The sequence below is a fragment of the Sphingomonas sp. GW821-FHT02B09 genome, from assembly GCF_059421875.1.
Genome location: NZ_JBWKVV010000006.1, coordinates 13667 through 27010, shown reverse-complemented (window position 1 = coordinate 27010; position 13344 = coordinate 13667). Strand labels below are relative to the sequence as shown.

Below are 13344 nucleotides of genomic sequence, written 5' to 3'. Positions count from 1 at the left end.
GCGACGCAAACAGCGGGTCACGGTGCCCAGTTCGGTTCGGGAAGGTCAGCTCCGCAGCGCAGCAGCAAGCGCGTCGCTGGTTGCGCCGCTGTCGATGCGATCGGGATGGACGACGCACCAGCCGCCGCCGAATTCGCCGATCCGCGGCTTCGAGCAGTTCCAGCAATACTCGAAGCCGATCGGCGCCTCGACGAGCGTCGCCTGACAGCAGCGCTGGATCAGCGCCGCGATGGCATTCGGCTCGAAGTCGGTCATGCCGTAAATGACGACATGACACCGTTCGGAGTCGGCGAGCATGTTGCCACCCTCGATCCCGGCGCCGAGGTCTGGATGATCCGGATCGGTGAAGATCCCGCGCAGGCCGCTCCAGATGTCGTTCCCATCAGGCGGAAAGACGGCGAGCAACTCGGCGCTGGGCGGATCGGGATCGTAATCGCCTGCGAGACTGTCGGCGGCGAGGAACGCCTCCTCCAGCAGCGCCATCTCGGCGTTCGAGCAGCCGAAGGCGAAAGTCGCCTGGGTGTAGCTGTCAGCCATGCTGCGCCTCCGTCTTCTCGGCAGGCGCGACGTCGACGACGATCAGCGGTCCCGGCGTAAATCCACCTTCCGCCGCCTTCGCCTCGATCGCGGCGATGCTGCCCAGCTCGCGGACCGTCTCGATGTCGAAGACGAGTTCGTCATCGTCGGTGACGGCATGGCGCACCGGATCACCAGAGCCGGTGAAGACGATGCGTTCCGGGCCGAAGCTGCCCGGGCAGCCACCCGACCAGCGGACATAGGCGAGGCCATGCTCGTGGCAGAACTCCTCCAACCGGCTGAAATTACCCCACGCGACCTCGTGCGCCATGAGTTGGAGCGGCCCACCTACCGGGATCGCCGCCGCGGCAAATGGCTCGCCCTCCCAGTCGAGGCGGGCATCCTCATCGTCGATCGTCCGGGTGAATGCAGCCAGCAGCGATCGCGGCAAGGTACCGCCGATCGCTATCCTGGCCGATACGCGGTCCGCCATGATCGGTCTCCAGGTGAAAGAGCACCCAAGCGTGCTTACCCGACCGCTCCGCCTTCCCTTCATCCAAGCGGCACGAGGATGGACCGCAATGACACTGGACAATGGCACGAATCATCGCCCACAAGTCGGCACCTTACCGATCAGCGAAAGAACTTCCGCATGGCCGATGCCGACCAGCCCGATCTCACGACCCTGACCGTACAGTTGCTGACCGCCTATGTCTCGAACAATACGGTGCCGATCGATCAATTGCCCGGCCTGATCGAACAAACGCGGGCGACGCTGGCGAAGCGGGAAGAGGTGACGTCGACTCCGCAGGTCGAAGAACAGGATTTCGCCCCTGCCGTATCCGCTCGCAAGAGCCTTGCCTCGCGCGATCACATTATCAGCATGATCGACGGCAAACCGTACAAGACGCTCAGGCGGCACCTGTCGACACACGGTCTGACACCTGAGGACTACCGCGCGCGCTACAATCTGCCCGCGACCTATCCGATGGTCGCGCCGTCCTATTCGGAGGCGCGTCGCGACACGGCGAAGCGCCTCGGGCTCGGCCGCAAGCCGGCTGCCGCCGCAGCCGCCCCGGCCAGCAGTGACGTGGCGAACGACACGCCCGAGGCCGCCCCTGCACCGAAGCCGCGTCGCCGCAAGACCGCAAAACCCGACGCAGGCTGACCCCAGGCAGCCGGCGATGGCCTCGACGAAGACGCTCAATGCGAAGAACCTCGAAGCACTCGGTGCGGAACGGCTGGCCGCGCTGCTGATCGAGGTCGCGACTGGTGACGGCGCGATCAAGCGCCGGCTGCGGCTCGCGCTGGCGGGTGAGGCGAGCCCGGCGGATGCGGCACGGGAAGTCAGCAAGCGGCTGGCCACGATCACGCGGTCGCGCGGCTTCATCGAGTGGCACAAGGTCAAACCACTCGCCGCCGATCTGGAGGCGCAGCACCGCGCGATCGTGGAGCTGGTCGCACCGAGCGATCCGGCGGCGGCGCTCGACCTGATGTGGCGCTTGACCGCGTGCGGCGAGTCGGTCCTTGCCCGCAGCGACGACGGCAGCGGGCGGCTGGGCGAGATTTTTCGCGGCGCCGCCGCCGACATCGGCGCGCTCGCCAGCGCCGCGCGCATCGACCCGGTCGCATTGGCCGATCGCGCGTTCGAGGCGATCCGGGACAATGGCTACGGCGTCCACGACCGGCTCGTGCCCGTGCTCGGCCCCGCCCTCGGCGCGAGCGGACTTGCACATCTACGTGACCGCGCGCGTGCCTGGGCGGCGGAGCCGGACCTCGTGCCGCCGGACGGCGAGCGCGAAGTGATCGGCTGGGGCGGCGGTGGGGCGATGTACGCCGACCAGATCGAGGCCCGCCATCGCAGATATGGCTCCGCGCGGCTATTGAAGGAGATCGCCGATGCAATGGGCGATGTCGATGCATGGATCGCACAGTACGAACCTGCAACGCGACGCGTGCCGGCGATCGCCGCCGGGCTCGCGGAACGGCTGCTTGCCGCCGGGCGCACAAACGACGCGTGGGCAGCGATCGAAGCGACCGACCTCGACGCACGCGGATATGTGCCGGCAGAGTGGGAACAGGTGCGCATCGCCGTACTGGAAGCGCTCGGTCGCCGCGAGGACGCGCAGGCGTTTCGCTGGGAGCGGTTCACGGCGACGCTCGATAGCGGGCATTTGCGGGCCTACCTCAAGGCGCTGCCCGACTTCGAGGATTTCGATGCCGAACAGCAGGCGCTCGCTCACGCCAGCGCCTTCGACGATGTGCACCACGCGCTGGCGTTCCTGATCGGATGGCCGGCGCACGATCGGGCCGCCAAGCTGGTCATCGGGCGAGCCGATGCGATCGATGGCGATCTTTACGAACTTCTGGGTCATGCCGCAGAGACGCTGGAAGGCAAATACCCCCTCGCCGCCACCTTCCTGCTGCGTGCGATGATCGACTTCACGATGCGCAAGGCGCGTTCGTCGCGCTATCGTCATGCCGCGCGCCATCTTGCCACCTGCGCTTTCCTGGCAAGGCGGATCGACGAATGGCACGCCCTTCCCGACCATGACCACTATGTCGAAGACCTTCGCGCTGGCCATGGACGCAAGGTCGGATTCTGGCGCGAAGTGGACCGTTGACCGCTCGTCTCGACCGGTGGCGCAGGGACAGCAGCCGACGCAGCCCGTTCACGAACATCGCAGCGATAGCGCTCGCAATGTGCCCCTCAGCCGTTCCCATTACTCCGTGGTGATAAGGTAGTTTCGGGAAAATGCAATCGGGAACATATTTCGGGAAAACAGATCCTCTCCTACACGAGATGCCAAGTCAGCCGGGTCGGCTTAGCCGCCGCATGTTCCTAAATGGGAAGCAGCTTAGCCCTTGAACCCATCAACAAGCATCTGCATATGCAGCATAGGCAAGCATATGCAGGAGAAGCTATGATCGTCAGCATACCCGAAGCCGCGCAGCGGCTGAACGTGTCGGTGGATACCATACGCCGGCAGGTTCGCAGCGGGGCGCTACCAGCCAACCGTGACGAAAAGGGGCAGTGGTGGCTCGACCTCTCCGGTGACGAACAAGCAACAGCCAAGGCGGTGGACGGGGATCGGATGGGCCTTGGCGTCGGCACGCCTCTTCAACGCAATGAGCGGGAAAGCCTGATTAACGCGCTGGAAGATCAAGTGGACGACCTTAAAGCCCGCCTTGATCGTTCGGAGAAGGAGCGGCGCGAAGATGCAGAGAAGTTTCGCGCTGAACGCGATCGCCTGCTGGTAATGATAGAGCGTCTGGCATCGGATAAAGGCGCATGAGCCTGATTCCGATGGTCATAGAGCAATCCTCGCGAGGGGAACGCTCGTTCGACATATACTCACGGTTGCTGCGCGAGCGGATCGTATTCGTCAACGGCCCGATCGAGGATAACCTTGCGGCTACGGTCTGCGCGCAGATGCTGTTCCTTGAATCGGAGAATCCCAAGAAGCCGCTGACCCTCTACATTAATTCGCCGGGCGGAGCCGTCACCAGTGGCTTAGCGATCTACGACACCATGCAATATGTCCGGTGTCCCGTCGCCACGCTTTGCCTTGGGCTTGGTGCCTCGATGGGATCGTTTCTGCTGATGGCAGGAGCGCCAGGTATGCGCGCGATCCTACCGAATGCATCGGTGATGCTGCACCAGCCATCGGGCAGTTTCAAAGGGCAGGCATCGGATATTGAGCGGCACGCAGCGGACATATTGAGGATGCGGGAACGCCTGATCCGCCTCTATTCACAGCATTGCAGTCAGCCGGTTGAGGTGGTGGCGCGGACGCTCGACCGCGATCACTTCATGAACGCCGAAGAGGCGTTGGCATGGCAGCTTGTCGATCAGGTATATGAGCCGCGAGCTGCTGAGGCGGCGTAGAAGGCGGATCGCCGTTTTCCCAATCAACCATCCGAGTGGGAAGGATGGCGATCGGCCGACTATGATCGCGCGACATTCGTAGTAGGCACGACCCGCGCAGACGCGGTAGCGCGGGCCACGCAGCGGTCGTCTGCGTCGAACAACTCGCCTTCCAGGAAGGCCACCGTTTTACCCATTTGAACGATCCTGCCGACGCCAGTGAACGGACCAGGCCGTGCCGAAGCGAGATAGCTGACATTGAGGTCGATCGTGGCGCAGTAGTGCGTTCCGCCCGACTTCACGAGTACGGTTGGGCCGAGTGTGTCATCCAGCATCGCCGCGACGAAGCCGCCTTGAATGTTGCCACCCGGATTGCAGAACTCCGGCTTGCCTTCCATCGTGACCCGCACGGCACCCGTGTCAGGATCGGCTTCGACAAGCTGCCACCCCAGCGTTTCAGCGCATGGCGGTCGGGCGAAGCTGTCGAAGACGCTCATTATCCATTTCTCCCTCATGCCGCGCTAACGACGGCTATCAGCCATTCCTATGGTTTGTGCCCGCCGTTGCAAGCATCACGGCCACCGTGGGACAGGCCGCATTCTCACCGATCATGGGTTGCGAGAAAGCTGTCGCCTTCCCGCTTGAGCATCGATTCCGAGAATGCCCGCGCCGTCTCGATCGCCGTTCCCAATTGGGAAGAGTCAGTCGGGGGGAAGCGGAACGGTTAAACGAAAGGTGGTCGGCATTGTAGGTAGCACGCTGAGCGACCCGCCATGTGCAAGGGCGATCTGGCGAGCCAGGCTCAATCCGATCCCTGTCCCTTCCGCCTTGGTTGTGTGGAAGGGCCGGAATATGCGGGTGGCGTTCTCCGGCTCGATTCCAGCGCCACTGTCCTGCACCTCCGCGATCATCTCTTCTGCCCTGAAGCGGATCGTCAGGGTGACGCGCGGCTCCAGGTCACTGTTGGCGGTGGCTGCCTCGGCAGCGTTCTGAAGCACCGCCCAAAGCGCCTGATGGAGCTGGTCGCGGTCGAGCGACCAGTCAGGGGCGTCCGCGACCTGAGACGTCAGCGCGACGTGCGGCCATCGCCCCGTGAACAGGCGCGCCAGATCATCGGCCATTCCAGACAGGGACGTGGGAGTCCGTCGCGGTACGGGTAGCCGTGCGAGGTTGCGATAGCCTTCCGTGAACCGCTGCAACCCTTCGGCGCGCCGGGCAAGCGTCCCCAGGATTTCACGCAACAGCGCTGGATCAGGGGCCGGCAGATCGAGCGCCGCTTCCCCGCTTTCTGCGAGCGACACGATCGGAGCGAGGCCGTTCAGCAGTTCATGGCCGAGGACATGGACCATCTCTGCGGTCGCCCGGGCCTCGGCGACTTGCTCCTCCTGCTCGACGTCGATCAGCGCCGCGACAGAGCGTTCACCTGTGATTCCCCCGAGTACCACCCGATCGATCCGGTACTGCCGGCCCTCGTGGCGCAGATAATGATCGTCGGGTCGCGTCAGTGCAGCCGGCGCCAGCACAACCCGATCATCTGCCCCGAAGAGGCGGCGCGCGGCGTAGTTCAGCACGCGGACGCTTGCGCCCTCGATCATCACGATCGGCGTCGGCGCCGCATCCAGCACCAGGCGATCGGCTGCCACCTCTCGCGATGCTTCGTGTGTGAACGGCGGTGTGGAGGCCCGTTGGATCACGAGCCACCAAGTCAGCCCAGCGAGCCAGATCGCGACCAGCACCGCGCCCGTGAGTGACCCCCACAATGCGCCCCGCCAAGCCGCACCGGCTGCGACGCCGCAGCCGACAAGGCCGATCGCGTACGCGATGGCGCGCCAGCCACGCTTATAGGCCATAACGTGCCATGCGCCGGTAGAGCGCGCCACGGCTCAGGCCCAACGCGTCCGCGGCATGGGTGACGTTGTGGCGATGCTCGCGCAACGCGGCCTCGATCATCGCCTTTTCGGCATCGGTCAGGTCGAAGCTCGGCTCGCCGGACGCGGCCTCGGGTTCGACGCTGGTGGAGGGGGCGAGCAAAGCCGCGTCGATCAGTCCGTCGTCGGTCAGGATCACCGCCCGCTCCACGGCAAGAGCGAGGCCGCGCACCTCATCGCCCCATCTGGCTGTCCGCACGACTGTCTCGGCGGCCTGCGTCAGTCTGATATTAGGCTTGCCGAACCGCTCGGCCGCGAGACGGGCGAAATGGCGGGCGAGCAGCACGACGTCATCGCCGCGCTGGGCGAGCGGGGGCACCGCCACCTCGATCGTCGCGATGCGCCGGCGCAAGGCGGGCACCATCGCCTCGACCGCATCGGCGATGGCGAGGTAACGGACGCCCGGCGGAAGATGATCGAGCAATGCTTCCTGCTCGATCCGATCGAGCCGGTCGGCATGGCGCAGGATGACGGTGCCGGTCGCCTCCCCCAACCGCGCGATGTGGTTGTCACGGCGCAGGTCGATGCGGGGCGCCGGATCGGTCGCGTTCGAAGAGGCCGCATGGATCGCCTGCGCCACCAGCGTGCGCCCGCTTCCGGCCAAGCCGGTCACGGTGACGCCGGCGATCGTCGGCCCGACGCGGCGGATCATCCCGCGAAGCTCTTGCATCGCCCGGCTCTCGCCGATCAGCACGGTCGGCGCCCCGCCGACTTCCCGCACCAAGGCGGGCGCGGTTACCGGCTTCCGCGCCATCGCCGCCTCCAGCTTTGCGACCAGATCGGCGTTGCGCCACGGCTTCATTACGAAGTCGCGCGCACCCGCCTGCATGGCGGCGACCGCGATGCGGATGCCGCTGTGGGCGGTGATGACGACGACACAGGCCTGCGGGTCGTCGGCGACGATCCGGCGCAGGCAGGCCAGTCCTTCCTCACCATCGGCCGCACCGGCGCTGAAGTTCATGTCGAGGAGGATCGCGCCATAGCGCCGCTGCGCGAGCCGAGACCATGCCTCCTCCGGTCCGCTTGCCGTATCGAGCCGATACCCGGCGATCCGCAGGGCAATGTCGAGCGCGCGCGCGATCGCCGGATTGTCGTCGATCAGCAGGATCGCCGTTCCGCTTGACACGTCCTCCAGCCGTCCATTCGTGGACGGTGTGTCCGCAAACGGACGGTCACTGTTGTTCGGCTGCTTGGAAAGTCGTTCTTCCATAGTCGTTTAGGCTTTCGGGCCATGTTCGGTGACACTGGTCGCATGATGACCGAACAGCCGACACAAGCAACCGCCTCGCCCGGCGCCGCGATGGATCGCCGGGTAGAGCGGCGTTCTGTTCCTTGGTGGCGTCGGCGCAGCACCCTGATCGCCGTGGGGCTGATGCTGGCCGCCGTCCTCGTCTGGCGTTTCCTTCCCGCCAGCGGATCGACCGACATCGCCGCTAGCGATATCGAGACCGGCACCCTCCAGCGCGCTCCGTTCGCCGATTACCTCCCGGTGCGCGCGACCGTTGTGCCTCGCGTCACGACGTTGGTGGGCGTCCTGTCGGGCGGGCAGGTCGAGAAGCTGCTGGTGCAGGACGGGACGATGGTCGCGGACGGGCAGCCGCTCGCCACGCTCGCCAACCCCACGCTCAAGCTCGACGTGCTGACACGCGAGGCGGCAATCGCCAGCCAGCTCGGTCAGGTCGCCGGCGAAGATCTGGGCATCGAGCGCAACCGGCTCGATCGCGCAGGGCAGGTCGCGCAGGCAAACTACGACCTCATCAAGGCACGCCGCGACCTGTCGATCCGCCAGCAGCTCCACGATCAGGGGTTCGTCTCCGACGAGGGCATCAAGAGCTATGCCGCCGAGGCCGACTATCAGGAGAAGCGACTGACGCAGCTCCGCTCCGGGAGCGCGGCGGAGGCGGGCATCACGGCTACGCAGAGCCGGCGGCTCGACGACACGCGCGGGCGGCTGAGCGGCAATCTGGCCGCCGTGCGCGCCAGCCTTGATGCGCTGGTCGTCCGCGCGCCGGTGGCGGGGCGGCTGACCAACTTCACCATCCAGCCCGGACAGACGCTCAAGCCAGGCGACCCCGCGGGCCAGGTCGACAGCGAGGGTTCGTGGAAGCTGGAGGCCGATGTCGACGAATATTATCTCGGTCGCGTGCGCGTCGGGCAGAGGGCGAGCGCCGACGGTGTCCGCCTCACCGTCTCCAAGGTCTTGCCGAGCGTCAAGGACGGCCGCTTCCGCGTTGAACTGACATTCGATAGCGCGGCGCCGTCCGGACTCAACCGCGGGCAGACACTCGACATCCGCATCACGCTCGGCGGCACCGCGCCCGCCCTGGTCGCACCGACCGGCGGCTGGCTGGACGCGGGTGGCGGATCATCGGCCTTCGTCCTCGACGTGGATGCGCGTCACGCCCGGCGTCGCGCGATCCGCACCGGGCGGCGCAACCCCGAGCAGGTCGAAATTCTGTCGGGACTCCAGCCCGGCGACCGCATCGTCACCTCCGCCACCACGTCCGTGAAGGGCGACCTCCTCAACATCCGCTAGGCCGAAAGGGCACCACCCGTGATCCGTCTCGAGAACATCCAGCGCCGCTACGTCTCCGACGATGTGGAGACGACCGCGCTTCACGACATCGACCTCCATGTCGAAGCGGGCGAGTTCCTTGCCATCATGGGGCCGTCCGGCTGCGGCAAGTCCACGCTCCTCAACACGCTCGGCACCGTCGACCGGCCCACCGGCGGGCGTTACCTGTTTGGCGACCGCGATCTGGCGGCGCTGGACGAGAAGGCGCTTGCCGTCTTCCGCGGCGCGATGCTCGGCTTCGTGTTCCAAAGCTTCAATCTGATTGACGAGCTGACGATCGAGGAGAACGTTGCGCTCGGCCTCGCCTACCGCAAGGACGCGGGCGACCGGCGCGCACGGGTCGCGGCGGCGATGGACAAGGTTAGCATTGCCCACCGGGCGCAACATTATCCGCATCAGCTCTCGGGCGGTCAGCAACAGCGCGCTGCGATCGCGCGCGCGATCGTCGGCGACCCCAAACTAATCCTCGCTGACGAGCCGACCGGCAACCTCGACACCGCCAACGGCGAGCAGGTGATGAACATCCTGACTGGCCTTAACGCCGAGGGCGCGACGATCGTCATGGTCACCCACTCGCCCAGCCACGCCGACATGGCGAAGCGCCGCATCGACATGCTCGACGGCCGCATCGTCGCCTCCGCCATGCGCGCGATCTGAAGGAGGTTGTTCGATGAACCGCTTTGCCCTTCTGTCGCTTTACCGCTCGCTCACCCGCCACAAGCTATACGCCGCGCTTAATATCGGCGGCCTGGCGGTGGGGATCGCCGTCTTCCTTGTCCTCGGCCTCTACGTCCGGTTCGAGACGAGCTTCGAGAAATGGCTGCCCGATCATGACAAGGTCTATGCCGTCCAGACGATCTGGAACCTGCCGGGAAGCGCCGGCAACGGGGCCTACCCTTATACGATGGGCGGCCTGCTCGATCAGATGCGCGAGGATTTCCCCGGCACGGTGGGAACACGCATCCGAGGCGGGGAGGGAAGCGGCAGCGTGCTTCGCGGCGGCATCGCCACGAGCGAGGACATGGCCCAGGTCGATCCCGCGTTCTTTTCCATCTTCGATCTGCCGATGGCCAAAGGCGATGGCGCGGCCGCACTCCGCGATCCGTCGAGCATACTGTTGAGCGAGAGCGCCGCGCGAAAATATTTCGGGCAGACCGACCCAATCGGTCAGACCATGACGCTCGCCTTCGATGCCCCGGCTAGCTACCGCGTGGCTGGCATTTTCCGCGATTTACCCAAAAACAGCGATTTCAAGCTCGCGATCCTGGCGGCGTTGCCGCGCACTCCCCCATCCGAAAATTGGTATCACTGGGGTAGCAGCTCGCTTCAGACCTTCCTCCGCTTCGATACACCAGAGGCGGCCCGCGCGTTCCAGGACAAGCTTCACGCCTTCGTTGATCGGCGCGGCCTGAAGGACTTGGGAAAGAATGCGTGGGACACCCAGCAGCTCGCCTTGCTGCCGATCGACCGGCTGCATCTCGAACCGCAGGGAAGCCAGAGCGCCAGCCGCAAGATGACGGTGGTGACGCTCGGCCTGGTGGGCCTACTCACGCTGCTGATCGCGATCGTCAACTACGTGAACCTGGCGACGGCACGGGCGGGCCTGAGAGCGCGCGAAGTCGCCATGCGCAAGGTGCTGGGGGCAGATCAAGGCGTACTGGTGCGTCAGTTCCTCGGCGAGGCAGTTCTGACGGTTGCCGTCGCCGCGCTCGTTGGGTTGATCCTCGCCGAAACAGGGTTGCCGCTGGTGAATGCCGCGGGCGGACTGACCATCACCATTCCCTATGGGCTCGTCGTACCTGCCCTTGCCGCGCTGGTGGTGATCGTCGGCGTCATGGCCGGCCTTTATCCCGCGATGCTGTTGGCCCGCTTTCCTGCCGCGGCCGTCCTCGCCTCGGCGCGCGCGCCGGGCGGTGGGCGATCAGGCACCCGGACGCGGGAGGCACTGGTCGTGTTTCAGTTCGCTCTTGCCATCGCCTTCATGATCGGGACGACGGTCCTTGTCGCGCAGACGCGACACGTCCGTCATACCGATCTGGGCTTCAAGCGCGAGGGTCTGCTTGTCGTTCGCTCGCTGCGCGACAGCACGATCCCGGCTGTCCAGCGCCGTAGCGTCGCCGCTGCCCTGCGGGCTCTGCCTGGCGTCTCCAGCGTCTCGCTCGCCAACAGCGCGGTGGGCGGCAGTGGTGAGGACAACGGCGACAACGTGCCGCTTCCCGGCGTTCCAGGACCCGGACCCAACCTACGCTGGGTCATAACTGGACCCGGCTTCTTCCAGACATACGGTGCGCGTCTGCTCGCCGGCCGACTGTTCGACGACGCTCATGCCAGTGACGATGCGAGGGCACTGGCGAAAGGACAGGCCAAGGCGATCATCATCAATCGTCAGGCGGTCGCGGCACTGCATTTCCGCTCGGCGCAGGATGCGATCGGCAAAACAGTCGGCGGCGATCGTCCGCGAACGGTCGTGGGCGTTGTCGATGATATGCGCTTCTTCTCGCCGCGCGAGCCGGTGGGGCCCTACTATTACATCTACTACCGTGATGCGGAGGAAGCGGACAGCGCGGTCGCGTCCATCCGCTTCTCCGGCGACCCGCGTACCATGCTTGCGGCGGTGCGCGGTGTTTGGCAGCGTCTCGTGCCGCAGGTGCCCTTCGACGGGGCGACCGCCGACAAGCGTTTGGACGAGTTCTACGAGGCGGACGATCGCGCCACTCGTATGTTCGGGATCGGCGCCGGGCTCGCAGTTCTGATCGGCTGTGTCGGGCTCTGGGGCCTCGCCTCGTTCAACACGTCGCGACGCGTTCGCGAGATCGGCATACGGAAGACCCTCGGAGCGTCCGCGGCCGACATTGTGAAACTGCTCGTAGGACAGTTCTTGCGCCCCGTTTTCATCGCCAACCTCGTCGCATGGCCTCTTGCCTTCGTCGCGATGCGGGCATGGCTGGCGGGGTTCGACGACCGCATCGCGCTCTCGCCACTGTTCTTCATCGGCGCGAGCCTGCTTGCCATCGTCATCGCGGTGCTGACCGTCCTCGGCCAGTCGCTTCGCGCGAGCCGCGCCGCCCCCGCCTGGGCGCTGCGTCATGACTAAACGGGGGATCGCTGTCGTTGTGGCGCTGTGCTTGTCGGGCACGGCGTCGGGGGAAACGCTGCGCGATGCCGTCGCCGCAGCCTATGCCACCAATCCCCAGCTCGCGGCTGCTAGGGCGAGGCAGGAGGCGCTTGCCGAGATACCGGAACAGGCGCGCGCTGCGGGCCGACTAACGGCCGAAGCGGACGGCACAGGAGGCTATAGCCGCTTCGACTATGGCAAGGGCGGCAGCGGCAGTGTGACCGCCAGCTTTCCGGTTTGGACCGGCGGTCGTGTGTCGTCGGCGGTCCGCGCGGCGTCCGGCGATGTCGCCGCGGGCGCGGAAGGTGTCCGCGACACGGAGGCGGCGGTGCTGGAAACGGTGGTGGGTGCCTATGCCGACCTCCTCTACGCCCAGCAGGCCATCGCCGTCGTTCGCGCCGATATCGAATTGCTGGACAACCAGGTCACCGAGGCGCGCTCTCGCTTCAAGCTCGGTCAGGCGACCCGTACCGACGTCGCCCAGATCGAAGCGCAACGAGAGGCTGCGGTATCGACGCTCGCAGACGCGCAAGGGGCGGCCGACTCCGTCGCTGCGACGTATCGGGCGACTGTCGGCCATGTCGCCGGCACGCTCGACGCCGTGCCGGCCGTGCCAATCAGCCTCCCGCCCACGATTGACGTAGCCAGGGGCTTGGCGGCGAAGGGCAATCCGATCGTCCGTCAACAGCGGCTGGCGGCTGGTGCCGATGCCGCACGCATCGACCAGCAGCGCGCCGAGCGTAACCCCTATGTCGGCTTGGGAGGCACCTACGGTGTCGCGGCCGGGCAAGGGCGATCGGGTTATGCCAATGCCGCCGTGGCCGGCGTCACGCTGCGCGTGCCGTTGCTCACCGGCGGCCTCGTATCCTCTCGCGTTCGTCAGGCGCAGGCGATCTATCGTGCCGATCGCTTTGGGATTGATGCTGCGGAGCGCGATGCGACACGGTTGGCGGAAACGGCATGGGCTAACCTGGCGGCAGCACAATCCCGGGTTCAGGCCAATGCTCGCCGGGTCGAAGCCGCGGAGCTGGCGCTGAAAGGGGTTCGCGCCGAATATACCTTCTCCCTTAGAACGACGTTGGACATCCTGATTGCAGACGAAAGCCTGCGTGCCGCGCAGCTTGCGCTTGCGCGTAGCCGCAGCGACGTGCTGATCGGCCAAGCGGCGTTGCTACGATCGATAGGTCGGCTCGGGCCTGACAGCTACGTCAGCTAGCCATGTCGATCCCGGAAGCTTCTCAAGTTACCCATCGTGCCTGGTTTTTGAGAACAAATTTCTCTTCCCAATATTGGATCGATTTCGAGAACCATCGCATAGTGAATTTGCGCCCACGCAGCTCGC

Annotated in this window: 13 protein-coding genes; 8 read left to right on the top strand and 5 right to left on the bottom strand. The window is 65.8% G+C overall.

Going from position 1 to position 13344, the window contains the following annotated elements; genetic code table 11:
- Nucleotides 1-45: 45 nt before the first annotated feature.
- Together AC07U4_RS19230 and AC07U4_RS19225 are read right to left on the bottom strand one after the other, a co-directional pair.
- Nucleotides 46-537, bottom strand: coding sequence for a hypothetical protein (locus AC07U4_RS19230; protein WP_495196583.1), 492 nt, complete (start codon nt 535-537; stop codon nt 46-48).
- On the bottom strand, nt 530-1009 hold the full coding sequence (locus tag AC07U4_RS19225; RefSeq protein WP_495196582.1) for a hypothetical protein: 480 nt from the start codon (nt 1007-1009) through the stop codon (nt 530-532). The genes AC07U4_RS19230 and AC07U4_RS19225 overlap by 8 nt, the downstream gene beginning before the upstream one ends.
- Nucleotides 1010-1168: 159 nt before the next feature.
- Between AC07U4_RS19225 and AC07U4_RS19220 the strand changes: the two genes are divergently transcribed.
- From AC07U4_RS19220 to AC07U4_RS19205, 4 genes are all read left to right on the top strand, one after another.
- Complete coding sequence (locus tag AC07U4_RS19220) at nt 1169-1684, top strand: Ros/MucR family transcriptional regulator (RefSeq protein ID WP_495196581.1); 516 nt, start codon at nt 1169-1171, stop codon at nt 1682-1684.
- Nucleotides 1685-1700: 16 nt separating this feature from the next.
- Entirely contained in the window at nt 1701-3140 is a 1440-nt protein-coding gene (locus AC07U4_RS19215) for a DUF6880 family protein (RefSeq protein WP_495196580.1), read from the top strand.
- Between the two features lie 300 nt (nt 3141-3440).
- The gene (locus AC07U4_RS19210) at nt 3441-3812 is read left to right on the top strand and encodes a helix-turn-helix domain-containing protein (protein ID WP_495196579.1); all 372 of its coding nucleotides are present in this window, start codon (nt 3441-3443) and stop codon (nt 3810-3812) included.
- Complete coding sequence (locus tag AC07U4_RS19205) at nt 3809-4405, top strand: ATP-dependent Clp protease proteolytic subunit (RefSeq protein WP_495196578.1); 597 nt, start codon at nt 3809-3811, stop codon at nt 4403-4405. The genes AC07U4_RS19210 and AC07U4_RS19205 overlap by 4 nt, the downstream gene beginning before the upstream one ends.
- Before the next feature lie 59 nt (nt 4406-4464).
- Here AC07U4_RS19205 and AC07U4_RS19200 read toward each other — a convergent pair whose 3' ends face one another.
- The 3 genes from AC07U4_RS19200 to AC07U4_RS19190 all read right to left on the bottom strand — a co-directional run bounded on the left by AC07U4_RS19200 (nt 4465) and on the right by AC07U4_RS19190 (nt 7438).
- Nucleotides 4465-4881: a PaaI family thioesterase gene (locus tag AC07U4_RS19200; protein WP_495196577.1), complete on the bottom strand. Its 417-nt coding sequence runs from the start codon at nt 4879-4881 to the stop codon at nt 4465-4467.
- A 204-nt stretch (nt 4882-5085) separates the two neighbouring features.
- Complete coding sequence (locus tag AC07U4_RS19195; RefSeq protein WP_495196576.1) at nt 5086-6234, bottom strand: sensor histidine kinase; 1149 nt, start codon at nt 6232-6234, stop codon at nt 5086-5088.
- On the bottom strand, nt 6224-7438 hold the full coding sequence (locus AC07U4_RS19190) for a sigma-54-dependent transcriptional regulator (protein ID WP_495196575.1): 1215 nt from the start codon (nt 7436-7438) through the stop codon (nt 6224-6226). The genes AC07U4_RS19195 and AC07U4_RS19190 overlap by 11 nt, the downstream gene beginning before the upstream one ends.
- A 105-nt stretch (nt 7439-7543) precedes the next feature.
- Here AC07U4_RS19190 and AC07U4_RS19185 point away from each other — a divergent pair, with 105 nt between their 5' ends.
- Genes AC07U4_RS19185 through AC07U4_RS19170 form a run of 4 tightly spaced genes read left to right on the top strand, consistent with a single transcriptional unit; the run spans nt 7544 to nt 13218 of the window.
- Nucleotides 7544-8848, top strand: a complete 1305-nt coding sequence (locus AC07U4_RS19185; RefSeq protein ID WP_495196574.1) for an efflux RND transporter periplasmic adaptor subunit — start codon at nt 7544-7546, stop codon at nt 8846-8848.
- A gap of 18 nt (nt 8849-8866) precedes the next feature.
- Entirely contained in the window at nt 8867-9544 is a 678-nt protein-coding gene (locus AC07U4_RS19180; RefSeq protein WP_495196573.1) for an ABC transporter ATP-binding protein, read from the top strand.
- A gap of 13 nt (nt 9545-9557) precedes the next feature.
- Entirely contained in the window at nt 9558-11981 is a 2424-nt protein-coding gene (locus AC07U4_RS19175; RefSeq protein ID WP_495196572.1) for an ABC transporter permease, read from the top strand.
- The gene (locus AC07U4_RS19170; RefSeq protein WP_495196571.1) at nt 11974-13218 is read left to right on the top strand and encodes a TolC family protein; all 1245 of its coding nucleotides are present in this window, start codon (nt 11974-11976) and stop codon (nt 13216-13218) included. The genes AC07U4_RS19175 and AC07U4_RS19170 overlap by 8 nt, the downstream gene beginning before the upstream one ends.
- Nucleotides 13219-13344: the final 126 nt, after the last annotated feature.

Excerpts from the sequence above, each read along its gene's own strand:
- AC07U4_RS19200 (WP_495196577.1), bottom strand. The coding sequence starts at position 4,881 with ATGAGCGTCTTCGACAGCTTCGCCCGACCGCCATGCGCTGAAACGCTG.
- AC07U4_RS19175 (WP_495196572.1), top strand. The coding sequence starts at position 9,558 with ATGAACCGCTTTGCCCTTCTGTCGCTTTACCGCTCGCTCACCCGCCAC.
- AC07U4_RS19215 (WP_495196580.1), top strand. The coding sequence starts at position 1,701 with ATGGCCTCGACGAAGACGCTCAATGCGAAGAACCTCGAAGCACTCGGT.
- AC07U4_RS19210 (WP_495196579.1), top strand. The coding sequence starts at position 3,441 with ATGATCGTCAGCATACCCGAAGCCGCGCAGCGGCTGAACGTGTCGGTG.
- AC07U4_RS19205 (WP_495196578.1), top strand. The coding sequence starts at position 3,809 with ATGAGCCTGATTCCGATGGTCATAGAGCAATCCTCGCGAGGGGAACGC.
- AC07U4_RS19230 (WP_495196583.1), bottom strand. The coding sequence starts at position 537 with ATGGCTGACAGCTACACCCAGGCGACTTTCGCCTTCGGCTGCTCGAAC.
- AC07U4_RS19225 (WP_495196582.1), bottom strand. The coding sequence starts at position 1,009 with ATGGCGGACCGCGTATCGGCCAGGATAGCGATCGGCGGTACCTTGCCG.
- AC07U4_RS19185 (WP_495196574.1), top strand. The coding sequence starts at position 7,544 with ATGTTCGGTGACACTGGTCGCATGATGACCGAACAGCCGACACAAGCA.
- AC07U4_RS19170 (WP_495196571.1), top strand. The coding sequence starts at position 11,974 with ATGACTAAACGGGGGATCGCTGTCGTTGTGGCGCTGTGCTTGTCGGGC.
- AC07U4_RS19195 (WP_495196576.1), bottom strand. The coding sequence starts at position 6,234 with ATGGCCTATAAGCGTGGCTGGCGCGCCATCGCGTACGCGATCGGCCTT.
- AC07U4_RS19220 (WP_495196581.1), top strand. The coding sequence starts at position 1,169 with ATGGCCGATGCCGACCAGCCCGATCTCACGACCCTGACCGTACAGTTG.